Genomic DNA, 25,015 nt, shown 5'->3' on the forward strand with positions numbered 1-25,015 from the left:
GTTATATGAAGAACCATCTTATTTATCGCAATGTCTTCGGGATTATTTAGAATAAAAATATGAGGGGATCTTTAAGGGAGGAATATTAATCGGAATGGGATTCTGGGTTAACCTTACTCAGTGGCTGTGGTATTGTGGAGGGTAATTTTGACTTTCAATCTAGGCTCAATGTTATTTATGCAGAATATTGCTCACACTATCGCTCAAGAACTTAAGGTTAACGAGCAACAAGTTACGTCTACGATTAAATTATTAGACGATGGCGCGACAGTGCCTTTTGTGGCTCGATACCGTAAAGAAGCAACCGGTGGATTAGATGATACTCAATTACGTCATTTATCTAGTCGATTACAGTATTTACGAGATTTAAATGAACGACGTGAAGTGATATTGTCCAGCATTGAAACTCAAGGAAAACTGACGCCTGAGTTGAGCCATGCGATTAACACAGCTGAAAGTAAAACTCGATTAGAAGATCTGTATTTACCCTATAAGCCTAAAAGAAGGACTAAAGGGCAAATTGCTATCGAAGCAGGTCTTGCGCCCTTGGCCGAGGGCTTGTTGTCTTCGAGGGAAGGAAGCTTAGAAGAAACTGCATTGCCTTTTATTAATGAAGCGGCGGGCTTTAAGGACACGAAATCAGTACTGGAAGGTGCACGTTTTATTTTAATGGAACGCTTTGCTGAAGATGCTGAATTATTGCGAAAAATTCGCCGCCATGTAAGCCAAAATGCTTTGATTGAAAGTCAATTAATTAAAGGTAAAGATAAGCAGGCAATTAAATTCAAGGATTATTTCGAACACAGTGAAAAGTTAATGAAAGTACCTTCACATCGTGCTTTAGCTATGCTTCGAGGACGTAATGAAGGTGTGCTTGCTCTATCGTTAAATGTTGATCCTGAGCAAGAGGCTGGGAGTCATAAGAGTAGTTACTGTGTCGTCATTATTGCTGAGCATTTAAACTTTAATTTAGGGGCCAGTGATATTGATCAATGGCTGAAAACCGTGATAACAGCGACTTGGCGTGCCAAGATATTACCACAAATGGAAACGGAGTTTTTTGCTCGCATGCGAGAGGTGGCAGAAAACGAATCTATTAAAGTGTTTAGTCGTAATTTATCTGATCTATTAATGGCACCGCCAACGGGATCAAAAGTGACCTTAGGTTTAGATCCAGGCTTGCGCAGTGGCGTGAAAGTGGCCATAGTCAATGACACCAGTAAATGTGTGGCTCATACAACGATATTTCCTCATGCGCCACAAAATCAATGGGATAAGTCCATTCGAACTTTATCTAATTTAGTTAAGATGCATAAGGTTGAGCTTATTGCCATTGGTAATGGTACGGCATCTCGTGAAACAGATAAGCTGGTCAGTGAGTTGATAAGTGGATTGAAATCAGATTGCCCTTCACTAAAGAAAGTCATGGTGAGTGAAGCTGGGGCATCTGTGTATTCTGCTTCTGCATTGGCAGCAGAAGAATTTCCTGATTTAGATGTCTCTATTCGAGGAGCGGTATCGATAGCCCGTCGCTTACAAGATCCCCTTGCGGAGTTGGTTAAAATCGAGCCTAAAGCTATTGGTGTCGGGCAATACCAGCATGATGTGAGTCAGAGCCAATTGTCTATATCTTTAGAAGCCGTTGTTGAGGATTGTGTTAATGCGGTTGGAGTGGATGTGAATATGGCTTCTCCTTCGCTACTGGCACAAGTTGCGGGATTAAATAAGACCTTAGCAAGAAATATTGTTCAATATCGTGATGAGAATGGGCGTTTTAATGATCGTAAAGCGCTACTTAAGGTGCCTCGATTAGGGCCAAAGGCTTTTGAACAGGCTGCAGGTTTTTTACGTATTACAAAGGGATCGAATCCTTTGGATGCTTCTGCGGTTCACCCTGAGGCCTATTCGTTGGTTGAAGCAATAGCAAAAGCGAAAGATCTGACACTTGAGGCCTTGGTGGGTAATACAGAGGTGTTAAAGAATATCGATGCTGGAGCATTCACGATAGATGATTTTGGTTTACCTACCGTAACAGATATTTTAACCGAATTAGATAAGCCTGGCAGGGATCCGCGGGGTGAGTTTAAAACAGCAAGCTTTAAGGAGGGCATACAGGAGGTCAGCGATCTTAAGTTAGACATGATCCTTGAAGGTGTTGTGACAAACGTCACTAATTTTGGTGCATTTGTTGATGTGGGTGTACATCAAGATGGTTTAGTGCATATTTCTTCTTTAACCGATAAATTTGTTAGCGATCCACATACATTAGTGAAAGCGGGTGATGTGGTGAAAGTCAAAGTCATGGAAGTGGATGCTGAACGTAAGCGTATTAGTTTAAGTATGCGCCTGACAGATAAACCGGGAGAAGTTAAAGCTAAGCCTGTGAAAGTGAGTGATGGAGCGCGTCATAAACCGCAATCTAAACGACATGTTCAACAAGGGCACACAGTAAAAAATAAACCTAAACAACCGATGAACGCTGCCATGGGTAATGCCTTTGCTGATGCCTTCGCTAAATTAAAGAAATAATGGTATGAGTGCATGAAACAGCCTTGCTGACATGCACAAAAGGGAGGCTTTAGGAGTAATATTTCTACGTACTGCGTCCAAAAAATGAAAATGATGACTTAGGGAGGAGGACTTATGCTTGTTTTGTTCAACACAGAATGAGTGCAACCTATTGTCTTGAGGGGGGTCTATGCAAGATAAGTTCAACTTAGGCTCGTTTCGTTCTATTTTAGTTTTTTGTGTCATCGCCTTGGTCATTTTGATGGTTAGCCGTTTGGGTTTAGGGTTATGGCAAGCGGATCGAGTGACTGATGCGGGTGGTTGGGCTGACTTATTGCTTCAAGGTTTCAGAGTGGATGTGGCGACTTTATGTTGGCTTTGGGGAGTGGCTGCCTTAGGCACAGCTATTTTTAGTGGTCCACATTTTGTGGGTCGCTTATGGCAGGTTATTTTAAGGATTTGGTTAACGGTAGGTTTATGGTTAATCGTTTTCTTAGAGGTATCGACACCCGCTTTTATCGAAGAATATGGCATTCGCCCTAATCGGCTTTATATAGAATATCTGATTTATCCTAAAGAAGTCCTGTCTATGTTATGGTCAGGTCGACCAATAGAAGTGGTTTTTTCATTATTACTCACTATTGTTACCCTTTGGTTTGGTTGGCGATTAAGTGGTTCACTCCTCAAGAAAGTGACTTATCCTCGCTTCTATTGGCGTCCTGTTATTGTTTTTTTGGTGATTGTCGTGGCGTTTGCTGGAGGGAGATCGACACTTGGCCATAGGCCGTTAAATCCCGCTATGGTGGCTTTTTCAACGGATCCTTTAGTGAATTCTTTGGTGATTAATTCTTCTTATTCGTTATTTTTTGCTATAAAACAAATGGGAAGTGAAGCTGATGCGGCTAAAATTTACGGTAAGATGGATCAAAATGACATTATTAATTTAGTCAGGGCCGATAGTGGTCGTCCATTAAGTGATTTTACCTCAAAGGCGTTTCCGAGCCGTACTTTTAACGAGGCCAGCTATAAAGGTAAGCCTAAAAATTTAGTGATTATTTTAGAAGAGAGCTTAGGGGCTCAATTTGTGGGGAATTTAGGTGGACTGCCATTGACTCCCAACTTGGATAAGCTATCTCAACAAGGTTGGTCCTTTAATAACCTTTATGCAACAGGCACTCGTTCTGTCAGAGGGATAGAGGCCGTGGTAACGGGATTTACACCGACACCTGCGCGTTCTGTGGTTAAATTAGGAAAGAGTCAAACCAATTTTTTCACTATTGCCGATTTATTGGCTAAGAAAGGCTATACCACTCAGTTCATTTATGGTGGCGAGAGTTATTTTGATAATATGCGAAGCTTCTTTTTAGGCAATGGTTTTCAGAATATTCTTGATGAGAAAGATTATAGTTCACCTGCTTTTGTAGGTTCTTGGGGGGTCAGTGATGAAGATCTTATGCGTAAAGCCAACAGTGAGTTTGAGCGTTTACATCAAGAAGGTAAGCCGTTTGCGAGCTTAGTGTTTAGTTCAAGTAACCATGATCCCTTTGAGTTTCCCGATGGCCGTATTCAATTGTATGAGCAACCTAAGCAGACCCGTAATAATGCTGCAAAATATGCTGACTTTGCCATTGGTGAATTTTTCAGGCTTGCCAAGCAATCAGATTATTGGAAAGACACTGTATTTTTAATTGTGGCTGATCATGATAGTCGAGTGAGTGGGGCTAATTTAGTGCCTATTTCTCGCTTTAGGATCCCAGGTGTCATTTTGGGAGCAGGCATTGAGCCTAAACAAGATAGTCGTGTTGTGAGCCAAATTGATTTGGCGCCGACCTTATTATCATTGATGGGAATTTCTGCAACTTATCCTATATTAGGCCAAGATTTGACACAAGTGAGCGATGACTGGCCTGGCCGAGCTTTGATGCAATATGATAAAAATATGGCGTATATGCGAGGCAATGATGTGGTGATTTTACAGCCTGAGCATGAACCTAAGGGTTTTAAATATAATCCCACTGATCAGAGTTTAAAACCTGAAGTTCAAAGTCAAAATATGAAACAAACTGCCCTTGCTTGGGCGCTTTGGGGGAGCTTAGCTTATGCAAAAGGCTACTTTAATGTGACAGAGCCCCAAGTGGACCCGTTAAAGAAAGAAAGGCTCAATATTCAAGGAAAAAATGCGCATTAATGAGTTTTAATAAAAAGCCATTTGAGTCATTGTCATTAAAGGGATAGCTAAGCTATCCCTTTTTTATTCAGCTTAGATTAAAGCGGTTTCCCTTAACGTAATGTTTTCAAAAAAGCAGTGGGAGAAGCAAGGTGAAATTAATTATTAAAGAAGTACTAAAGTTAGTTATTTTATTTTCTTTATTACTTTGGATCCCTTATTTATTGCATTAATTTTAAGCTGAATAGGTAAACATAAGCCTTATTGATTAGCTTGTCTTAATTGGGTTTATTTTTACTTATTATCAGCTTTTTTGGTTGCTATTTTAGATTGACTGGAGGTCACAAATGTCTACGTCTATCCGTCGTACATTGAACCGAATTGTATTGAGTTGCCTTTTTCTTATTGTGATGAGTACGCTCCTTCATATGAGATGAGTATGCTTATCACGGGTATATTGTTGATTTAACCATAAATGTATCGTTTCAACGAAATGTTCAGTATGACTAATGAAAGGTGCATGTGAAGCCTTGGGCATAACAACATCTGTGATGGATGCTTTCTGTGGCATTAATGAGTGAATAGAATAAGGCACTAGCCCATCTAGACGCCCCCAAATCCTAAGCCAAGGTTGATTAATATGGGCAATCTCACGGCGTAAATCAGTGCGCGCTAGCATGTTGAGCCCTTGTGTTAGCGCGTGACTTTTAGGTTCTGGGCGAGCAGATAGGAGGGCTTTTAATTGTTTAATGTCTCTTTTTGCGTTTTGGCTTCCCATAGCTTGAATGGCAAGAAATTGACTGATGGTGCGAGATAAATTTAAGCTCAGAGAATGATGAAATTGTTCGAGTACTTGTGGTGCCATTCCTGGCCAAGGGGGATTGTTGGCTAATGTTTCTTGGGCCATAAAATAAGGAGAAGAAGCGACTGTCACTAAGGCTTTAATTTTATTTGGATAACGTAAGGCGGCTCTTGAGGCGACTAACCCCCCCAGAGACCAGCCCAGCCAGATACTGTTATCGGGGATCGCATCAATGATCGCATCAACCCATGCGTCAATATTACCTTCTATACTTGTGCTGTGACCAAAACCCGGCAAATCGACATAGTGCACCCTATACTGTGAGAAAGTCGGCTGTAGCGGTGTGAATACGGCACTATTCATTCCCCAGCCGTGAAGCATGACAATATCGGGCCCTTGTCCCTGTGAGATTAGGTGCAGTCCTTGTTTGGTTAAGGTGATTCGACTGTTTTCTTGGTATTCCACTAAATATTACCTGTTTAACGTTATGGTGTTAAAACGACGACTGAAAACATTGAGCCCTCTAATACGCAGGCACTTACTTAAGTACTTCCGCATGATGATGGCTTGTGTTCAAGAGGGGAAGACTAAAGGTTTTCTCCTTTTTATGCGAATTTTACCTAATCGGTGTTTGATGTGCCATCAAGGGATCGCTTTTCCTCAAAGCGGAGTCTGTGATGTTTGTCTCAATGCTTGCTTATATTCATGTCCTGTTTGTTTAGGTTGTGGGCGTAAAATGTCTTTGAAGGCAGATTTTTGTGGCAGCTGTTTAAGCATATCACCACTTATCATTGTTGCTCCTTGTAGCTATCATCAAGGGCTCGGCCCTTTTGTTGCAGCGATGAAGTACCAGACACAATTTGCGGCTTTAGATTGTTTAACCGATGCATTAATTGCGCGTTTATTATTGTTGTCTAAGCAAGGTTTTCTGCAAATGCCGCAAGTATTGGTTCCAGTGCCATTACATCGACAGCGTTTACGACAAAGAGGCTTTAATCAGGCTTGGGTGATTGCCAGTGGTTTGAGCAAAAAACTCAATATTCCATTGTTTAGCCATAAATTGGTTCGAGTCAAACACACTCAAGCTCAAGCGGGGTTATCGGGAAAACAGAGAAGGCTAAATATGAAGCATGCTTTTGAATTAGAATCTAGACTGCCATTTCAGCGTATTGCCTTAATAGATGATGTGGTGACGACGGGGGAAACGGCTAAGGAGATAGCGCGTTTATTTCAGCGGCAGCATATTCATGTTCAAGTCTGGTGTTTGGCAAGGGCTGAGGCACCAAAGTTAATGGATTAACGCTTATTGTTACTTTATTTCGTATCTTAGGATTAAATCCATACATTATAACTTAGTGTTAAAATTATGCTGATAGACTCAATCGGGACTACACAGAATACTCATGTCGGAGTATCATAGGTTATTCCTTATTAAAACGCTCAGGTATATCCTGACGGAGCATATTTCATGATTAATATTTCTGATACCGCTCAGGCTCATTTTGTTAAATTGCTAGCAGATCAGCCTGAAGGCACACATATTCGTGTGTTTGTTATCAGTCCAGGTACTGCCCAGGCTGAGTGTGGTGTGTCTTATTGCCCACCAGATGCGGTGGAAGTTGATGATACTGAGCTCACCTTTAATGGTTTTAGTGCCATGGTTGATGAGAAAAGTGCGCCTTTTCTTGAAGACGCGAGTATTGATTTTGTGACGGATCAACTCGGCTCTCAGCTGACATTGAAAGCACCAAATGCCAAAATGCGTAAAGTGTCTGATGATGCGCCTTTAATTGAGCGTATCCAATATGTGATTGAATCAGAAATTAACCCTCAATTAGCCAGCCACGGTGGGAATATTAATCTTATCGAAGTCACAGAAGATAAAGTTGCTGTATTGCAGTTTGGTGGTGGTTGTAATGGCTGTTCTATGGTGGATGTGACTTTAAAAGATGGTATTGAAAAACAATTATTAGAAATGTTTTCCGGTGAGCTAGTCGGTGTTAAAGATGTGACCGATCATCAAGCGGGTGAGCATTCATATCAGTAATGACATAGATTTCAAAGCCTGCTGTTTAGCAGGCTTTTTTGTTTTCTCTATTTCGTTTTGCAATAAGTTGATACTTTATATTATGAGTGAACATGCTTGAGTTTGAAGTGATAGTGCAGGCCAAGCGTGAGACTTCTTGAAAACATAAAGGCACTTAATGCTGCCCAAAGGGCATGGTTATCCTGCCCCCCCAATATTGACCAGATAGGAAAGAAAACCATAAAAGTGCAAATTAGCATGCTATTACGCATAATTTTTCCTTGGGCTGCTCCAATATAGACACCATCAAACAGGTAGGAGCTAAAAGCCAATAAAGGCAGAAAAACTATCCAGTACAAGTACTGTTTGGCCATTGTCTGTACTGTGTCTATGTTGGTCAGTAGGTGAATAAAATATTCTCCTGCAAACATAAAAACGACAATAAAACCTATTGCGACGATAGCAGACCAAGCCCAAGCGAGGCTGACACTTTCTTGTAGCAATTGCCGATTTTTTTCACCAAAGGCTCGGCCGACTTCTGCTTCAGCATAATAGGCAATACCGTCGAGGGCATAGGAGATAAGCATGACGAGATTGAGTAAGACGGCATTGGCCGCTAATATATTATCGCCTAAACTGGCACTGTGAAAGGTGATAAAAGTAAAGACCAGTTGCAGGCACAGACTTCGTAAAAAGATATCTCGATTGAGACTCAATAACGCGCGATAGTGGCTAATGTTTAAGTGACGAAATAGTGCTTTTAGCTGAAATTGGTTGTCAGTGTTTAAATGATGCCAAATAACTGTTACAGCTAGAATAAAACCTGATATGTCAGCGAATACTGAGGCTAGAGCGACGCCTTTGACTCCCCAACCAAAACCCATAACAAACAGTAAATCTAAGGTGATATTCACTGTGTTAGCGAGGATTAATTGCCACATTGCAGCTTTGGGTTTTTGTATGCCAAGTAACCAACCTAACAAGGCTAAGTTTAATAATGCAAAGGGGGTCGACCAGACTCGAATGCTGAAATATTCAATGCAATATTGGGCGACTTCACGGCTGGGACTGGATAAATAAATTGACAATTGAGCAATAGGTGATTGAAAAATAACAGTCAGCATGCCTAAGATTAAGGCTAAGCTTGCGGATTGAAAAAGTAATTGATATTGAGCTTGTTTATCATTGGCACCAAAGGCTTGAGCGGAGAGCCCAGTTGTCGCCATACGTAAAAAACCCAGTAAAAATAAAATCACACTTATCATGGTTGAGCCTAAGGCGACTCCCCCTAAATAATAAGCATTGGAAAGGTGGCCAATGACCCCAGTATCGACAAGTCCTAATAGAGGCACTGTGATATTGGAGAGGATCATAGGTAGAGCTAATGCAAATAAACGTTTATTTTTTTTGGTATTACTGATTAATGCAAATAAAGACATAAGTGATGCATGCTCTTATGAAAAGTGGTTAGAATAATGAAAAGCCGTATCCTCGATGATGGATTATTTTATATAAAGTCGTGCCTCTAAGTATACCTTTTTGTATATACTCATAGATCAAGTTGTATACCCGTGATACTTGAAGATGCAGCATTCAGCTGGAATGAAAAGCCTTTTAGGCAAGGCTTTGAACAGCGTGCCTAGTCATTCTAAGCTGATGTTCAGTAACGCAGTATAAAAGGCTTTTAAACCAGCCCGTTGGGAGTCTGTAAAAGCACCGACTTCTGCGTTGTATCATCTTAAAAGGCAATAAGCATTCTTGCAATAATACGCCTTGAATTAGGCACTTTTACAGGCTCTGAAAACAGGCATCTTCAAGTATCACGGGTATAAAGGCCATTATGGCGCTAAGTATTGCTCATAATATTAAATGCTAAGGTTAGAATAGTTATGATTAAAAACGTGTTATTGGTGCTGCTAGTGCTAACAGGTTTTTCGGCTCAGGCTAGTGTGATTTTGCAATATCATCATGTGTCTGCTCATACACCAGCGGTCACTAGCGTGACTCCAAAGCAATTTCAAAAGCAAATGGAATATTTAGCTAAAAATGCATTTAATGTGGTGCCTTTATCTGAGATTGTATCGGCAATCAAAGCAAAAAAAACCATGCCACCTAAGACTGTAGCGATAACCTTTGATGATGGCTACCAAAGTATTGCCGATGTGGCTCATCCTATTTTAAAGCAATATCATTTCCCTTACACCTTGTTTGTTGCTATAGAACCTATTGAAAAGAAGTATAAAAATATGATGAGTTGGCAACAACTGATCGATTTATCGAAAGAAGGCGCTGAAATAGCTAATCACAGTTGGGCACATGAGCATCTTATTCGACGTCAAATTGATGAATCGAAAGCGCAGTGGTTAGCACGAATAGAAAAGAATATTGTAAAAACAGAAGAGAAAATTAAGGCGGGTACGGGTCATAATTTAAAAATGTTGGCTTATCCTTATGGTGAATATAATCAAGATCTAGAAAACTTAATGGCAAAGCTTGGGTTCGTGGCTTTTGGGCAGCAATCAGGCGCTGCGGGTATTTATTCACAATTAGAAGCGCTTCCGCGCTTTCCAGTGGCCGGGGTTTACGCCAATTTAGCGAGTTTAAAAGTTAAATTGCACAGTTTGAATATGCCTGTGCTCGCTCAAAATAACACTAACCCTGAGCTTTCTAATGGTGATTGGCGACCTAAGTTAATCTTGACTTTGGATATGAGTGATATGGATCCAAATCAAATGATGTGTTTTATTCAAGGTCAAGGTGCAAAAAAACCTGTTTGGACTGCGCCGAATGTGATGAGTATCAGAGCTGAATTAGATTTACCGCCGGGTCGATCTCGTTATAATTGCACTGCACCAAGTCAAAAAACAGGGAATTATTATTGGTTTTCACAGCCTTGGGTTAGACCAAATGATGATGGATCTTGGAAAAAGGAATCATAATAATGATGAGAAAGCCCCATTGAAGAAAGAGATTTCAATGGGGCTGAGAAAAGATTCAATAATGTGCAACGATTTGGGTAATATCTGAAATCAGTTCACTATTTTTAATTTGTGGGGGGATCCCAGCATCAGGGGATTTAGGTTTAATGATAGCGACTTTTTCGCCTTTGGGTGAGATAAGTGCGTAAGAAGCACTATGATCCACTTGATAGTTTTCTTCTTCACCCACCATGGCATAAACAAAACCTAAGCTACGGGTAAAGGGCATCAACACTTGATGCTCAGCTGTGGCAGCAACGAATTCTGGGTTGAAGAAATTGATGTAATCTTGAAGTTTATCTTGTGTGTCTCGTTGAGGATCGACCGAGACAAAAATAACTTGCATGTCTAAGTGATTATTAAGCTGAGCCTGAGCGGCTGTTAATTTACTCATGGCCGTTGGGCAAACATCGGGACAAGAGGTATAACCGATAAATATGAGGCTCCATTTATTCATTAATTGCTGATTGGTAAAAGGTTGACCTTGTTGATCTGAGAGTTTAAAAGGCGGTAGTGTGCGTGCTTCGGGGAAAAGATAACTGGTTTTTAATTCAAGCGGTTTTTTGTGATCTTTTTCTTTCCATTGATTAGCTGTCACAACACCTAATGTCAGTAGAATGATCCCACAGATAATGAATAAGCTTACTTTTTTCATGTCAGATCCTTTTTATATTCCCTTTATTGTGCTGGCTTACAATGCATGGGTTAGGCTACCCAAATATAATGATCGATAAGGAGCGCTGCGAATAACAACATGAGTTGATAAATCGAGAAACGAAATAACCCCATTGCTAATTCAGGTTTATCATTAAACTTTAATACCCAAGCCTTATAAATAAATATACCGCTGAGTAATGTTGAACAAACAAGGTATAGAGGGCCTGACATGCCAACGAGTACAGGCAGTAAACAGGCGATAGCCATTAATAAAGTATATAAAAAAATGCAGGTTTTGGTGAATGCAACACCATGTGTCACAGGTAACATGGGGACATCAACTTTTGCGTATTCATTTCTTCTGTGAATAGCGAGCGCCCAAAAATGGGGGGGAGTCCAAGTAAAAATAATGATGACTAATAAGAGTGCATGACCATGAAATTCACCACTGATGGCTGTCCAGCCAAGTAAGGGAGGCATGGCACCTGCAAGTCCTCCCACGACAATATTTTGTGGTGTAGCGCGTTTTAAATAAGCGGTATAAATGACAGCATAGCCAATTAAGCTGGCAAAAGTGAGCCATGCGGTGAGTGGATTGACTTGGGTATAGAGTAAAATGAAGCCTAATATGCTGAGGGTCACTGAAAAAAGTATGGCTCTGGGTATAGAGACTTTTCCTTGGGGCAAAGGGCGACTATCGGTGCGAGACATTAAACCATCAATGCGGCGATCAATTAAATGATTAAACGCGGCTGCTGCGCCGGCCATCATTGCAATGCCAATGAGTCCATAGAAAACGGCAGCATAAGATAATTTGCCAGGCATGGCGAGGCACATTCCCACAAAGACAGTGAGTAACATCAGGGCGACGACTCTAGGTTTAGTCATTTCTAAGTAAGCGCGCCATTGAGGTAATGCTGGGGTAATAGGTAAAGAAAGTAACTTATTCATTCCAAACTCCTTAACATAAAATGTTATGCTTTACGCCATAGTGCGTAATTGATAAAGACAAGGCTCAGTAAGAGTAAAGCCGCGCCTGCGTTATGTGCAGCAGCGATACCCAGAGGAAGGTGAAAAATAACGTTACTGATCCCTAGTCCTATTTGCAGTCCAACAAGAATGAGTAACACCCAAGCGGCTTGTTTTAAAGTCGCTGAGCGTGCACGTTTCATGAGTTTATAAGCCAATGTGACTAACATGATTGCAGTGACAACTGCCCACAAACGATGAGCAACATGTATTGTCATACGGGCTGGATATTCCAATACGCCAAACTCATAGGTGGAGTGCTTACCTTGAAAGGGGGAAAATGCCTTGATGAAGTCAAGGTTTTGATACCAGTTGCCTTCACAAATGGGAAGGGCGGTGCAGGCAAGAGCGGCATAATTTGCGGATGTCCATCCACCTAAAATAATCTGTAAAACCAGTACGCTTAAACAAACCAGTGAAAACCTTGTTAAAGTTTTGGCCTGAGGATCACCCCCTATTATCCTTAAAGGCTTAGTGCGTAAATACAGCAACAAGACGAGGGAGATAATAGTAAAACCGCCCAGTAGATGGGACATGACCACAATGGGCATGAGTTTCATCGTGACAGTCCACATTCCCAGAGCCGCCTGAAATAAAACTAAGCCCCCTATAAAAAGGGGTAAGTTTTTAGGTGCATTGGCTGTTTTAAGGCATAGCCATAGGATCATCATGACTAATAGGCCTAAAGTGCCAGCAATGTAACGATGTATCATTTCCAGCCAAGCTTTATTCGCCTCGACGGTGAATTCTGGAAAAGCGTGTTGAGCTTGAGTGAGCTCATGGGCTTGAGTGGGGACTTTTAGCATGCCGTAGCATCCAGGCCAATCTGGACACCCTAATCCAGCATCGGATAGACGAGTATAAGCCCCCATTAAAATAACACATAAGGTAAAAACGAGAGTGAGTTTTAGCAATGGACTGATTTGCATTACCCTATCCTTGAGAGTTTCAGTAATTTACGAAGATCGGCGATGAGGGCTTTACCCTGCATTATTTGTGCGTCTTTGTTGCGAACTATGGGGTAACTCATGATGAGACTGCCTAAGGGATCGACAATAATGAGTTTCTGTTCACTTAACAGTGGCGCTAATTTGTCGTTGACTGTGTGAGTCATAAATTGGTATGGCAATAAAGCTGAAATGTCGCTGTGTTCATCAAGCATGATGACAGGGTGAACTCTGTCTCTTTCTTTGCCTAGTGCCGTATGGCTTTGCTGTAAAATATACAGGCGATTTTGACATTTTTGCTGGCAATTTTTGGGTAATAAATACAATATTTGCCATTGATGTGGCTTAGGATTTTTCATCATAAGACTGGCATAAGTCGTATCGGCAGCAATTAAGGTGCCATTATTGGTGGCTCCTCCTCGATAAAGATCCATACTGAGAACAAGTTTTGCCATTGCTACGGGAAGAATAAAAGCTAACAGTAAGATAATGACTGTATTTTTTCCATTATGTTTAGGGGAGTTCATTTCATCTCCTCGTACTTTAGTTTATGAGTATTGTCTAGAACACATTGAGGCGATGCTAAGTGTGAACTAGAGAATATATTCACTTCCCGAAGCGGCTAGGAAGATATCTGGTCTTTTTGCTGTTACATCATCTTTTTCGTTGTTAATCATTAAGCAATATCATTTTATTTTTCGTAATAGTAAGCCTCCCATAATCAAAATAAATACCGCTGCCATCACAAACCATTGCAGGGCATAGCCCTTGTGCTTTTCTGCTGTCATGGGAAAAGGTTGCCATGGATGGGGTAAGGTGTGAGTGTCAAGCAAGTCGGGCTGAAGTACTGCAGGAGCCAGTGTTTGATTAAGCTCTTTTTCTAGCTGTTTTAAATTCAAATTTTGAATGCGTTTTGGCCAACCCTTTTCGGCCATGAGTGCTCGACTCATTGGATTGGCTTGTTTGTTGTAAAGGCGGCCAGTTAATCTTGTAGGGACGCGTATTGGATTGATTGAGGGTAAAACTTGTCGGTTAATGTTAGCTGCAACAAAGCCTAATTCAATCAATAACCAAGGGAGATGGGGTAAGACTTCTACCGCTTGATAAGCTAAATATCCTACTTGTCCTTGGTATACTTGATTATCTAGAAGCAGAATCTTTTTTGACTTTGGATTGATGTCAACATGTAAGCGAAACCCGGTATACAAGGTATCGCTAGGCATGGCGAGTAACTGAGTATAACTGAGTGGTGCTTGGCTTTGTCTTAAGGTGAGTGCTTGTTGCCAGTTTAATTTCTCTTGATATCGTTCAAGTTGCCACATACCTAGCTTGACCAAAAGCGAAAACACGCTCACAGTAGAGATCAAAACAAATAGCCCAGATTTTATGGCTACCTTTTGAGGAGTAAGAATGGATCTCTTATTATTATTAAAGCTTTGTTTAGTGCTGCTACTGCTATTCATGATTGTCAACCTAGGTCGTGCTTGGTATGTCATGGTCAAAGGCAAACAGTCGGCCCCTATGAGTCGCTTTTTAGGGTGGCGAGTTTTATTTGCATTGATTGTCATGGCGTTACTTGTGATGGCTTCCCTATCAGGATTGATTAATCCCAGTCCCAGACCTCACTGATCACCCTTATGGCAATTTGATGCTCAAACAAGCTCAAACAAATGATGTTTGAGCTTGTTGTATGACGAGCTTTAAAGTACGTACACAAAGACAAAGAGACAAAGCCAAACGACGTCGACAAAATGCCAATACCAACTGCCTGCTTGAAAGGCAAAGTGTTTATCCTGCGTAAAATGCCCTTTTGCAATGCGAATAAATAATACAAATAAGAACACAGTGCCTAAGGTCACGTGTACACCGTGTATTCCCGTTAATAAGAAAAAGGTGCTACCGTATACACCCGCATCTAAGGTTAATCCCATGACTTGGTAAGCATGGGTATACTCAAGTACCTGTAGAATAAGAAAGGCAGCCCCTAAAATAATGGTAACACCCAACCAAGCTTTGACTGGTTTTCGGTTGTCATTTTCTAAATTAACGTGGGCAAAGTGAAGTGTGATGGATGATGCGAGTAGAATAAGGGTATTATAAAGGGGTAATCCCATCCATTCCATTGCTTGGGTTAAACGGCCGTCGGGGGTTGTTTCTAAAGGCCAAGTTGCAATAAATTCAGGCCAAAGAATGGCGGCCGTCATGGCATTGTTAGATGCACCTCCTAACCAAGGCACGGAAATCATTCTGGCATAAAATAGCGCGCCAAAGAAAGCGGCGAAGAACATGACTTCAGAAAAAATAAACCAGCTCATGCCTTGTTTAAAGGAACGATCCATTTGATCTGAGTATAACCCGGCCATGGATTCGGCAATGACGGCTCGAAACCAGCCAAAGATCATAAATATGATCACGGCAATACCTGCTATTAAAGTGTATTTGCCAAAGGAGGCTTCAGTGCCCATTTCTGAAATATAAGTGCCAGCACCAAAAGCAATGAGGAATAACCCCATTGCGCCGATAATGGGCCAAGCACTTTGAGAAGGGACGTAGTAATGTTCATGTTTGGTAGTCATTTTGCTGCTCCTTGCTCTAGTGCATCGACATAACCTTTGTCGGTGATATTGTAGAGTGTATAAGAGAGGGTCAGGGTGGATATGTTGTCCGGTAATGCGGGATCGACATAGAATATTAGTGGTAATTTGGCATTTGATTTGGCAGTTAAGGTTTGCTGATTAAAACAAAAACATTCTGTTTTGTTAAAATAGGCCGCGCCCATGCCAGGTGATACAGATGGAATAGCCTGACCGACAATCTGCCTACTTGATAAGTTTTCTGCCGTAAAGTGAGTACGGACTAACTCTCCTGGATGAACTTTCATGCGATTGACTTGAGGCGTAAACTCCCAAGGCATATCTTTTTGCACTTGGGAGATAAATTCGACGGTAATGGTTCGACTTTTATCGATCTCATTATCAATATACCGACTGGCCGTATTTTGTGTTTTTCCGTTGATCCCTAGTTGTTCGCAAAGTACATCGTAAAGTGGAACTAAAGCAAAGCCAAAACCAAACATAGAAATTGCTCCTAACAAGAGAAAACGAAGTAAGCGTTTATTTGAATTTGCTTTATCCATGATTATTTGATCACTGGTGGCGTTGAGAAAGAATGATAGGGTGCAGGGCTGGGGAGATCCCATTCTAACCCTTCTGCGCCTTCCCAAGGTTTAGCGGGTGCTTTTTCACCGCTTCGAATACACTTGATTAGCACGACCAAGAAAATGAGCTGAGACAGTCCAAATGCAAAGGCACCAATAGAGACAATTTGATTAATATCGGCAAACTGAATCGCATAATCAGGGATCCTTCTTGGCATGCCCGCCAGTCCAAGGAAATGCATGGGGAAGAATAAGACGTTGACTGAGATGACTGAGCACCAGAAGTGCCATTTCCCTAAACGTTCGTCATACATGCGTCCGGTCCATTTGGGTAACCAGTAATACACGGCAGCCATGATGGTAAAAATGGCACCCGTTACTAGGACATAATGAAAGTGAGCGACAACAAAGTAAGTATCATGATATTGGAAATCCGCGGGCGTTATGGCGAGCATCAAGCCTGAAAATCCACCTATGGTAAACAAGACTAAGAAGGAAATAGCAAAGAGCATCGGGGTTTCAAAGGTGAGTGATCCTTTCCACATGGTTGCAACCCAGTTGAAGATCTTGACGCCAGTTGGCACCGAAATGAGCATAGTGCAATACATGAAAAAGAGCTCGGCAAAGACGGGCATCCCTGTCGTGAACATGTGATGGGCCCACACTAAAAACGATAAAATGGCGATACTGGCCGTGGCGTACACCATAGAAGAATAACCAAATAGTTTTTTACGGCTAAAGGTGGGAATGATGGCCGACATGATCCCAAAAGAGGGTAAAATCATGATGTAGACTTCGGGATGACCAAAGAACCAAAAAATATGTTGAAACATCACTGGATCGCCACCGCCAGCGGCTTCAAAGAAGGAGGTGCCGAAGTATTTATCGGTTAATACCATAGTGACGGCGCCAGCCAATACAGGCATAACAGCGATAAGTAAAAAGGCGGTGATGAGCCAAGTCCAGGCAAATAAAGGCAGTTTCATCCAAGTCATACCTGGTGCACGCATGTTGATTACTGTTACTATGACATTGATGGCTCCCATGATGGAGCTGATCCCCATAATATGCACAGAAAATACAAACAAAGCGGTGCTATCAGGACTGTATTGGGTTGATAATGGGGCATAGAAGGTCCAACCAAAATTAGGGGCTCCACCTTCCATAAACAATGAACTTAGAAGAATAAGGAAAGCAAAAGGTAAGATCCAAAAGCTCCAGTTATTCATTCTCGGCAGCGCCATATCAGGCGCGCCTATCATCATAGGAATTAACCAGTTGGCTAGACCTGTAAATGCGGGCATGACAGCACCAAAGACCATGACTAAACCGTGGACTGTGGTCATTTGGTTGAAGAAGTTAGGGTCCACTAGCTGTAATCCAGGCTGAAATAGCTCGGCGCGGATCACCATGGCCATGACACCACCGAGCAAAAACATAATGAAACTAAACCAAAGATAAAGTGTTCCTATGTCTTTATGGTTAGTGGTTAATAACCAACGCATAATGCCTTGTGGTGGCGCATGGTGTCCATCATCATGATCCTGCTCAGGACTGAGTGTTTCTTCCATGCTAACTTGATTTTCTGGGGTCAAAGTATTCATATTATTTCCTTATTGACCATGGCTATTAACATGAGCAGCTTGAACGACGTCACCTGTATTATTGCCCCAAGCGTTTCGTTCGTAAGTGATGACAGCAGCAATATCTTCTGCAGAGAGTTGTTTTTTGAATGCTTGCATTGCAGTACCTGGTTTACCATTGACAATGATTTCAATATGTTTACTGATTTCCCCCATGACAATGGGGCTGTCTTTCATTGCAGGGAAGGCACCGGGTAGCCCCATACCATTGGGTTGATGGCAAGCAGCACAATAGGTTAGATACACTTGCTCGCCTTTTTCCATGAGTTCTTCCATTTCAAGCGTGACGGCTAATGATGCTTCTTCTTCTAAAGCCGCTAAAGTGGCTTCTTGTTGTTGGGCTGCGAGCCAAGCTTCAAATTCATCTTCAGGTAAGGCCTCAACGACTATGGGCATGAAACCATGGTCTTTACCACAAAGTTCAGCGCATTGACCTCGGTAAATTCCCGGTTCATCTATGTGTGTCCAAGTTTCATTGATAAATCCAGGGTTAGCGTCTTTTTTAATGGCGAAGGCGGGTACCCACCAAGAATGGATAACATCATCAGATGTGAGTAAAAACCGAACTTTACGACCGATTGGAACGACTAAAGGTCTATCGACTTCGAGTAAATAATGTTCTCCTTTGGGCGCATTGCCATCTATTTGATCTCTGGGAGTCGACATTAAGCTATAAAACTCGACACCTTGATCAAAATAGCTGTAATGCCATTTCCATTGAGAGCCTGTGACTTTAATGGTTAATGCGGCATCATTGGTATCTTCCATCGCAATTAATGTCGTTGTCGCTGGAACGGCCATACCAATAAGAATGAGGAATGGAATAACAGTCCAGAGGATCTCGACTTTTGTACTTTCATGAAAGTTGGCGGCGACAGCGCCTTTAGATTTTCGATGATAAATTATCGAATAAATCATTATACTGAAAACAACTAACCCTATGGCACAGCAAATATATAAGATAGTCATGTGCAGGTGATACACTCTGCTACTGATATCTGTTACGCCTTCTGTCATATTTAAAGGCATTTCTGTTGCCAAGATTGCTGGCGTTAAGAGTAACGCCAAAGCACCACACCACAATTGCTTCACTAGACTTCTCCTTCGTCGTAGACAAAGAAGAGTTACACAGGAAATCTTTGCTCTATGTGAACTCTTCAGTTCTCAAAAAAGCAACGATGACTTCAAAGTACTAATGCAGTGGTTGATATAAAAATAAGCCCTTTACTTTTATTTCCACAGAGCACCTACGGCTGACTATATCAGGCCAATTGAGTCTTTGAAATGGCATGGACGAGATTAACAATTGCTTTTCAATCCTTGAATAGGGCTAATCTGGAGCATATTAAATTGAATATTTTAATGAGTGTAAATTTTTAATATTTAATTAAGTAAGTTCTCATAGAAATATAATCAAAGACAAACGACGAATCGCTCAGATATAACAAATATCGTTGTTATAGCAGTATACATTACTTAATGTTTAGGTATTGTTCAAGCGTGTATATACATAAATTTGGTCACAAAAAAAGTAAGGATAAATTATCAAGCTTGATAACAGTGGAAGGTTAGGGATTATAATTCACTTAGTTTACTTCATAACTTAGTGTGAAAATAATAAAAATGTGATCTTGATCACTTTGAATAAAGGAGAACAAACCTGTTAACATATATTAGTCAGAATTGATAGATAAGAGGGGGAGCATTTTATTATCTTATTGATGTCATATTAAGAAATATATTTTCGTATTTTCAATTCAATATTGTTATTTATATTGGATAATGAAAGCTCTCATTTAGGTAATAATGAGGCTTTTTTTTAAATGAATTAAGACTCAGTATTGAATAATGGTAGAAGATGATTCTTAAAGAGGGATGTCATTCAGTGTAGCTCATTTTTTAACAGTGGGTGTTTTGTTGAGTAATCTTTTAATGCCTTAGCTTGTAATGGCTCAGCTTGAGTCATATTGGAGGGGATATTGTCTTTTTTGTCGAGAATGTATCCGGTGGCGCAGGCTTTGTTAGCAATGATTTGCAGCCTTCTATTATCTCTGCTGCTTAACGCGTTAGTCCAAGTGATCACTGCACTACATGTGCCACTGGTTAATGCTTTCTCCATTGCCCATAGTGATTCAACTTCATCTTTACCATGCACCAATAATACTCTATCCATTCTGACACCCGCTTTCTCCAATAGGGATTTATAGCCAATATTAGGAGGGCTTATCAGCACTATCCAGCGTCCTTTTTGGCTTAAATTGGCGAGTTTGTGGCTAACACCTTGTAGTTCTTCGGTTCCTTGAGACTGAGTATTAATAATAGTGATGCTATGATTTGATGCATCAAGTTGAGGAGTGGGGGATGCTGGATAGTGCCACAGACCGGGATGATGGGCTGGTGTGCTGGTTAAGGTTACCGAATGCTGTTGGATTTTATTTATTTTTTTCAAAGTAGTAACCTCCAAGAAAAGGATACAGCGTGAGTAGACTACACTGATACATTGCTTATTGATTAAGGAGTTAAATATGATTCATGTGAGTGTGAAAATGGATAAATACGCTGTTAAGTCATCGTATTTATCCTATAGAAATAAGTGATAAAAAGTGTATTACTGCCAATTACCGTTACGGATCACACCTACAGCTAGGCCTTCAATATTGAAACTTTGCTGAGTTAAATCAACTTCAATGGGGGAGTAAGCTTCATTTTCAGCATGCAGATAGACAGTATGCCCTTGTTTTTCAAAGCGCTTAACAGTGACATCATCTTCGACTCTGGCAACAATAATTTGCCCATTTCGAGCTTGTTGTATTTTATGTACAGCTAACAGATCGCCTTCAATAATACCGATATCTTTCATACTATCACCGCGAACTCGTAGCAAAAAGTCAGCTTGAGGGCGAAACATACTGGGGTCAACTTGATAATGTTGTTCGACATGTTCTTGGGCTAAAATAGGCTCTCCAGCAGCCACTTGACCTATCAGGGGTAAACCTAAATTGGCTTCAGTATCGACTTGGGTTAATTTGATACCACGAGAAGTGCCCGGAATGATTTCTATACAGCCTTTTTTGGCTAGGGCTTTTAGATGCTCTTCGGCGGCATTAGCGCTTTTAAAGCCCAAACGTTTGGCAATTTCTGCACGTGTTGGTGGCATGCCTGTATCGGCGATATTTCGCTTTATGAGGGTTAAAATTTCATCTTGTCGTTTGGTGAGCGGTTTCATAGTCAACCCTGTTTTTCTATACAGTAACTGTTAGTATATACAGTATTTTTTTGAGTGCAAGTATTAAGCAGGTTTTACGCTAAGCAAATGTTTTTATTTTCTGATAGTATGGGGTCATATTGAAATCGCTTACATTGTAAAATAATAATGTCTAAACAAGACTCACTTTGGTATAAACCGCTTCGTTGGATTCAAAAGAAGTTAGTACATACTATTGTTGTACCTCAAGATCCTTTTAAAGATCTTAATCTAGATCCTAATCGTCCTTTCGTTTATGTGATGAAAACAGAGTCAATGAGTGATATGGCTGCATTGAATGAGGTCACAGAAAGAATTGGTTTGCCAAGCCCCTATAAATCGCTAGAGATTAACGGGATCAGCACACCTAGAGTGGTGTGTTTGGAAGGTGCAAAACCTCTTTTTGGGCAACGGAAAAGTGCTGAACATTATATTCATTGGTTTAAACGATTATTAAGAGCGCACACCAGCAGTCCCAAGTTGGACATTCAATTAGTACCTGTGAGCTTGTATTGGGGAAGAACGCCGGGTAAAGAAGACGATACCATGAAGGCGGCTGTATTAGAGAGAGAGAATCCTACTTGGTTGCGTAAATGTTTGATGATCTTATTTTTAGGACGTCATAATTTTGTGCAATTCTCTAATGCTGTTTCATTGCGTTATATGGCAAATGAGCATGGTACCGATGAACGTATTGCTCATAAATTAGCTCGAGTGGCTCGTGCGCATTTTAAACGCCAGCGTATGGTGATGACGGGGCCAGAGTTGCCTGATCGTCAAACTATGTTTCATGCCTTACTGAAATCAGAATCATTACAAAAGGCTATTAAAGAAGAGGTAAGTAGTAAGAAAATATCTGAAGCTGAAGCGAAAGCCAAAGCGATGGACTATTTAGATGAAGTGGCCGCTAATTATTCAGATAGTTTAGTGCGTATTGCAGAACGTTTTTTAACTTGGCTTTGGAACAAGTTATACAAAGGGATCAATATTAAAGGTGCAGAGGAAATTCGCCAGTTGCACCATGATGGCCATGAAATTGTGTATGTGCCTTGCCACCGTAGTCACATGGATTATTTGCTCTTATCTTACATTTTATATTATCAGGGCATGGTTCCACCTCACATTGCCGCAGGGATTAATTTGAATTTTTGGCCTGCAGGTCCTTTATTCAGACGTGGTGGCGCTTTTTTTATTCGTCGTAGTTTTAGAGGTAATAAACTCTATACCGCAGTGTTTAGAGAGTACTTATCTCAGCTATTCAGTAAAGGCTATTCAGTTGAATATTTCACAGAAGGCGGGCGTTCACGAACAGGCCGATTATTGCCGCCCAAAACGGGCATGATTGCGATGACAATCAATAGTGTGCTTAGAGGGGTTGATCGTCCAGTAACTTTGGTTCCCGTGTTTTTGGGTTATGATCATGTGATGGAAGTGAAGACTTACCATAAAGAATTGAGAGGACACAAAAAAGAAAAAGAATCAGTATGGCAAGTTTTTGGGGCGATCCGTAAACTGGGCAACTTTGGTCAAGGCTATGTGAATTTTGGTCAACCGATCACCTTAAGTCACTTTTTATCTGAGCAAGTGCCTAATTGGCGTGAAGATGTTGCTCTTGATCCTGAGCAAAAACAACCTTGGTTTACGCCAGTTGTTAATAATCTCGCTAATAAAGTGATGACTTATATTAATGATGCAGCAGCAGTGAGCTCAGTGACCTTAACCAGCTTAGTATTATTGGCTTCTGAGCGTAATGCTTTACAGCGCAGTTTACTGGAAAAGCAGCTGGATTTATATTTGCATATTTTAAAGGCACAACCTTATACCCAATATATGTCTTTACCAGAGGGGAATGGTCAGAGTCTAGTGGATCAGGTATTAGAGCTAAATAAAATAGTGGAAACCCAAGATCCATTAGGGGATATCATCTCGATAGATGATACCCATGCCGTGACTATGACTTATTATCGTAATAACATGATCCATTTGTTGATTATTCCTTCTCTTATTGCCAGTTATTTGATTAGGCAAGATCATGGTACACGAACTGATCTTCTTGAGGTGGTGAATGATTTCTATCCTCTGCTTGAAGCTGAACTTTTTATGGGCTTAGGTGATCCTGCCCAATATGTTAACCAAGTGCTCGATGTGTTTATTGATGAAGGCATGATCACAGAAAATCAAACTCTTGATCTTGTTGAAGCTAAATCCGCGCAAGTGTTATTACTGGCTGAGACTGTAAGTGAGACTTTACAGCGATACGCCATTATTTTTAATTTACTGACTGCGTTTCCTGATATGGAACGTTCTGATCTTGAACGTGAGAGTCATCGACTCGCTAAGCGTTTAGGGGCACTGCATGGTATTACTGCACCTGAGTTTTATGATAAAAAGCTGTACAACACATTGAGCGTGAAGCTTAAAGAGTTAGAGTACTTTAGCGATAATGGGCCTCATCTCGATGTGAAGCGTATACAAGCGCGAGTCAATATATTGTTACGTTCATCGGTAAGGCAAACCATAGTCGATAGTGTGGCTGCGGAGTCTTTAAGTTAATGACGACTTTAATTCAATCTCAAGTTATATCCAATGCCAAACCTCATCGTTCCTTATTAGGCGGTGCGATGATTATTGCAGGAACAGCGGTCGGAGCAGGCATGTTCTCTTTACCTGTTGTTGGTGCGGGAATGTGGTTTGGTTATTCTAGTTTAATGTTATTGGGCGTGTGGTTTTGTATGTTGGCATCAGGCTTATTATTGCTTGAGACTAATTTGCATTTTAACCCAGGGGATAGCTTTGATACTTTAACTAAGGTGACATTAGGGCAATTTTGGCGAGTGATTAACGGCGTGTCTATTGCTTTTGTGCTCTATATTTTAACCTACGCCTATATTAGTGGAGGAGGATCGATTGTTGATCATAGCTTATCAAGTTTTGATCTAGACTTGCCTCAAAGTGTGGCTGGACTGATTTTTGCTCTAGTGCTGTCGATGATTGTCTTTATCAGTACCAAAGCGGTCGATCGTATTACGACAATCATGATAGGTGGCATGATTATCACGTTTTTTCTCGCTATCGGTAACTTATTATTTGATGTGAATACGGTTAAATTATTTCAACCCGATGGCACTCAGGTTTTTTCTCCTTACCTTTGGGCAGCTTTGCCCTTTGGTTTAGCCAGTTTTGGTTATCATGGTAATGTGCCGAGTTTAGTGAAATATTATGGTAAGGCGCCTAAAACCATTATTAAAGCAATAGTAGTTGGAACCTTAATTGCCTTAGGTATTTATTTGTTGTGGCTCATTGCGACGATGGGCAGTTTAGCGCGAGAACAATTTGTCGATATTATCGATCAAGGTGGCAATATGGGGGTATTGGTTGCGGCATTATCCCAAGTTATTGACAGTGAATGGCTAAATACCATGCTTAATTTATTTGCAAACTTAGCGGTGGCTTCTTCTTTTTTAGGGGTCACTTTAGGTTTATTTGATTATTTAGCGGATTTATTTAACTTTGATGCATCGAGAAAAGGGCGCTTGAAAACGGCTGCGGTGACCTTTATTCCCCCTACCGTGATGGGCATTTTATTTCCTAATGGATTCCTTGTTGCGATTGGCTTTGCCGCGCTTGCTGCCACCCTATGGGCTGTTATTGTGCCTGCTATGATGGCTTATCAGTCTAGAAAATTATTTCCTGATAGTGACAGTTTTAGAGTGTTTGGTGGCACACCATTGATAGTTATTGTCATTTTATTTGGTATTATGACAGGTGTGTGTCATTTATTGGCCATGGCTGACTTATTACCCGTATTTGGATAGTGTGATACATTCAACATAATGCCTTTAAGTTTTACTTGAGGC

20 protein-coding genes and 1 pseudogene are annotated in these 25,015 nt (G+C 40.9%); 8 read left to right on the forward strand and 13 right to left on the reverse strand.

Annotated elements, in window-relative coordinates; genetic code table 11:
* Window positions 1–177 precede the first annotated feature (177 nt).
* Both Q0791_RS06375 and Q0791_RS06380 read left to right on the forward strand, forming a co-directional pair.
* Complete coding sequence (locus Q0791_RS06375) at window positions 178–2,529, forward strand: Tex family protein (RefSeq protein ID WP_299003931.1); 2,352 nt, start codon at window positions 178–180, stop codon at window positions 2,527–2,529.
* A gap of 169 nt (window positions 2,530–2,698) precedes the next feature.
* Window positions 2,699–4,696: an LTA synthase family protein gene (locus tag Q0791_RS06380; RefSeq protein WP_299003933.1), complete on the forward strand. Its 1,998-nt coding sequence runs from the start codon at window positions 2,699–2,701 to the stop codon at window positions 4,694–4,696.
* Window positions 4,697–5,099: 403 nt separating this feature from the next.
* Here Q0791_RS06380 and bioH read toward each other — a convergent pair whose 3' ends face one another.
* Window positions 5,100–5,942 carry a pimeloyl-ACP methyl ester esterase BioH gene (gene bioH, locus Q0791_RS06385; protein WP_299003934.1) on the reverse strand — a complete coding sequence of 281 codons (843 nt, stop codon included), beginning with the start codon at window positions 5,940–5,942 and terminating at the stop codon, window positions 5,100–5,102.
* Between the two features lie 142 nt (window positions 5,943–6,084).
* Between bioH and Q0791_RS06390 the strand changes: the two genes are divergently transcribed.
* Both Q0791_RS06390 and nfuA read left to right on the forward strand, forming a co-directional pair.
* A complete protein-coding gene (locus Q0791_RS06390) occupies window positions 6,085–6,777 on the forward strand; it encodes a ComF family protein (protein WP_299003935.1) in 693 nt (230 codons plus the stop codon).
* Window positions 6,778–6,945: 168 nt separating this feature from the next.
* On the forward strand, window positions 6,946–7,524 hold the full coding sequence (nfuA, locus tag Q0791_RS06395) for a Fe-S biogenesis protein NfuA (RefSeq protein WP_299003937.1): 579 nt from the start codon (window positions 6,946–6,948) through the stop codon (window positions 7,522–7,524).
* 80 nt (window positions 7,525–7,604) lie between these two features.
* On the opposite strand, the gene Q0791_RS06400 is transcribed toward nfuA, so the two are convergent.
* On the reverse strand, window positions 7,605–8,942 hold the full coding sequence (locus Q0791_RS06400; protein ID WP_299003939.1) for an MATE family efflux transporter: 1,338 nt from the start codon (window positions 8,940–8,942) through the stop codon (window positions 7,605–7,607).
* 450 nt (window positions 8,943–9,392) lie between these two features.
* Here Q0791_RS06400 and Q0791_RS06405 point away from each other — a divergent pair, with 450 nt between their 5' ends.
* Window positions 9,393–10,442, forward strand: a complete 1,050-nt coding sequence (locus tag Q0791_RS06405) for a polysaccharide deacetylase family protein (protein WP_299003940.1) — start codon at window positions 9,393–9,395, stop codon at window positions 10,440–10,442.
* Window positions 10,443–10,497: 55 nt separating this feature from the next.
* Here the strand turns inward: Q0791_RS06405 and Q0791_RS06410 are convergent, their stop codons facing one another.
* The 5 genes from Q0791_RS06410 to Q0791_RS06430 all read right to left on the reverse strand — a co-directional run bounded on the left by Q0791_RS06410 (window position 10,498) and on the right by Q0791_RS06430 (window position 14,469).
* Window positions 10,498–11,136: an SCO family protein gene (locus Q0791_RS06410; protein ID WP_299003942.1), complete on the reverse strand. Its 639-nt coding sequence runs from the start codon at window positions 11,134–11,136 to the stop codon at window positions 10,498–10,500.
* A gap of 50 nt (window positions 11,137–11,186) precedes the next feature.
* Window positions 11,187–12,089: a heme o synthase gene (cyoE, locus tag Q0791_RS06415; RefSeq protein WP_299003945.1), complete on the reverse strand. Its 903-nt coding sequence runs from the start codon at window positions 12,087–12,089 to the stop codon at window positions 11,187–11,189.
* A 23-nt stretch (window positions 12,090–12,112) separates the two neighbouring features.
* Complete coding sequence (locus Q0791_RS06420; RefSeq protein ID WP_299003947.1) at window positions 12,113–13,096, reverse strand: heme A synthase; 984 nt, start codon at window positions 13,094–13,096, stop codon at window positions 12,113–12,115.
* A complete protein-coding gene (locus tag Q0791_RS06425; protein WP_299003949.1) occupies window positions 13,096–13,641 on the reverse strand; it encodes a hypothetical protein in 546 nt (181 codons plus the stop codon). Before Q0791_RS06425 ends, Q0791_RS06420 begins: the two co-directional genes overlap by 1 nt.
* Window positions 13,642–13,800: 159 nt before the next feature.
* On the reverse strand, window positions 13,801–14,469 hold the full coding sequence (locus Q0791_RS06430) for an SURF1 family protein (RefSeq protein ID WP_299003952.1): 669 nt from the start codon (window positions 14,467–14,469) through the stop codon (window positions 13,801–13,803).
* Between the two features lie 55 nt (window positions 14,470–14,524).
* On the opposite strand from Q0791_RS06430, the gene Q0791_RS06435 reads away from it, so the two are divergent.
* The gene (locus Q0791_RS06435) at window positions 14,525–14,743 is read left to right on the forward strand and encodes a DUF2909 domain-containing protein (protein WP_299003954.1); all 219 of its coding nucleotides are present in this window, start codon (window positions 14,525–14,527) and stop codon (window positions 14,741–14,743) included.
* 71 nt (window positions 14,744–14,814) lie between these two features.
* Here Q0791_RS06435 and Q0791_RS06440 read toward each other — a convergent pair whose 3' ends face one another.
* The 6 genes and pseudogenes from Q0791_RS06440 to lexA form a co-directional block, all read right to left on the reverse strand.
* The gene (locus tag Q0791_RS06440) at window positions 14,815–15,690 is read right to left on the reverse strand and encodes a cytochrome c oxidase subunit 3 (protein WP_299003956.1); all 876 of its coding nucleotides are present in this window, start codon (window positions 15,688–15,690) and stop codon (window positions 14,815–14,817) included.
* Window positions 15,687–16,250: a cytochrome c oxidase assembly protein gene (locus tag Q0791_RS06445; RefSeq protein WP_299003957.1), complete on the reverse strand. Its 564-nt coding sequence runs from the start codon at window positions 16,248–16,250 to the stop codon at window positions 15,687–15,689. The genes Q0791_RS06440 and Q0791_RS06445 overlap by 4 nt, the downstream gene beginning before the upstream one ends.
* Window positions 16,251–16,252: 2 nt before the next feature.
* Entirely contained in the window at window positions 16,253–17,875 is a 1,623-nt protein-coding gene (gene ctaD, locus Q0791_RS06450; protein ID WP_299003959.1) for a cytochrome c oxidase subunit I, read from the reverse strand.
* Window positions 17,876–17,911: 36 nt separating this feature from the next.
* Window positions 17,912–19,006: pseudogene (coxB, locus tag Q0791_RS06455) on the reverse strand (cytochrome c oxidase subunit II); the annotation flags it as partial.
* A gap of 790 nt (window positions 19,007–19,796) precedes the next feature.
* Window positions 19,797–20,294: a SulA-like leucine-rich domain-containing protein gene (locus tag Q0791_RS06460; RefSeq protein ID WP_299004050.1), complete on the reverse strand. Its 498-nt coding sequence runs from the start codon at window positions 20,292–20,294 to the stop codon at window positions 19,797–19,799.
* A 228-nt stretch (window positions 20,295–20,522) separates the two neighbouring features.
* Window positions 20,523–21,140 (reverse strand): transcriptional repressor LexA, encoded by a 618-nt coding sequence (lexA, locus tag Q0791_RS06465; protein ID WP_299003961.1) that lies wholly within the window; start codon window positions 21,138–21,140, stop codon window positions 20,523–20,525.
* Between the two features lie 147 nt (window positions 21,141–21,287).
* On the opposite strand from lexA, the gene plsB reads away from it, so the two are divergent.
* Window positions 21,288–23,711, forward strand: coding sequence for a glycerol-3-phosphate 1-O-acyltransferase PlsB (plsB, locus tag Q0791_RS06470; RefSeq protein ID WP_299003963.1), 2,424 nt, complete (start codon window positions 21,288–21,290; stop codon window positions 23,709–23,711).
* Window positions 23,711–24,973, forward strand: coding sequence for a tryptophan permease (gene mtr / locus Q0791_RS06475; protein ID WP_299003965.1), 1,263 nt, complete (start codon window positions 23,711–23,713; stop codon window positions 24,971–24,973). The genes plsB and mtr overlap by 1 nt, the downstream gene beginning before the upstream one ends.
* Window positions 24,974–25,015: the final 42 nt, after the last annotated feature.

The organism is uncultured Shewanella sp. (assembly GCF_947495455.1).
Lineage (GTDB): Bacteria > Pseudomonadota > Gammaproteobacteria > Enterobacterales > Shewanellaceae > Shewanella.

Bases quoted from the DNA above. Each gene is read 5' to 3' on its own strand.
- Q0791_RS06375 (WP_299003931.1), top strand. From the start codon at position 178: ATGCAGAATATTGCTCACACTATCGCTCAAGAACTTAAGGTTAACGAG.
- Q0791_RS06380 (WP_299003933.1), top strand. From the start codon at position 2,699: ATGCAAGATAAGTTCAACTTAGGCTCGTTTCGTTCTATTTTAGTTTTT.
- Q0791_RS06390 (WP_299003935.1), top strand. From the start codon at position 6,085: ATGCGAATTTTACCTAATCGGTGTTTGATGTGCCATCAAGGGATCGCT.
- nfuA (WP_299003937.1), top strand. From the start codon at position 6,946: ATGATTAATATTTCTGATACCGCTCAGGCTCATTTTGTTAAATTGCTA.
- Q0791_RS06400 (WP_299003939.1), bottom strand. From the start codon at position 8,942: ATGTCTTTATTTGCATTAATCAGTAATACCAAAAAAAATAAACGTTTA.
- Q0791_RS06405 (WP_299003940.1), top strand. From the start codon at position 9,393: ATGATTAAAAACGTGTTATTGGTGCTGCTAGTGCTAACAGGTTTTTCG.
- Q0791_RS06410 (WP_299003942.1), bottom strand. From the start codon at position 11,136: ATGAAAAAAGTAAGCTTATTCATTATCTGTGGGATCATTCTACTGACA.
- cyoE (WP_299003945.1), bottom strand. From the start codon at position 12,089: ATGAATAAGTTACTTTCTTTACCTATTACCCCAGCATTACCTCAATGG.
- Q0791_RS06420 (WP_299003947.1), bottom strand. From the start codon at position 13,096: ATGCAAATCAGTCCATTGCTAAAACTCACTCTCGTTTTTACCTTATGT.
- Q0791_RS06425 (WP_299003949.1), bottom strand. From the start codon at position 13,641: ATGAACTCCCCTAAACATAATGGAAAAAATACAGTCATTATCTTACTG.
- Q0791_RS06435 (WP_299003954.1), top strand. From the start codon at position 14,525: ATGGATCTCTTATTATTATTAAAGCTTTGTTTAGTGCTGCTACTGCTA.
- Q0791_RS06440 (WP_299003956.1), bottom strand. From the start codon at position 15,690: ATGACTACCAAACATGAACATTACTACGTCCCTTCTCAAAGTGCTTGG.
- Q0791_RS06445 (WP_299003957.1), bottom strand. From the start codon at position 16,250: ATGGATAAAGCAAATTCAAATAAACGCTTACTTCGTTTTCTCTTGTTA.
- ctaD (WP_299003959.1), bottom strand. From the start codon at position 17,875: ATGAATACTTTGACCCCAGAAAATCAAGTTAGCATGGAAGAAACACTC.
- lexA (WP_299003961.1), bottom strand. From the start codon at position 21,140: ATGAAACCGCTCACCAAACGACAAGATGAAATTTTAACCCTCATAAAG.
- plsB (WP_299003963.1), top strand. From the start codon at position 21,288: ATGTCTAAACAAGACTCACTTTGGTATAAACCGCTTCGTTGGATTCAA.
- mtr (WP_299003965.1), top strand. From the start codon at position 23,711: ATGACGACTTTAATTCAATCTCAAGTTATATCCAATGCCAAACCTCAT.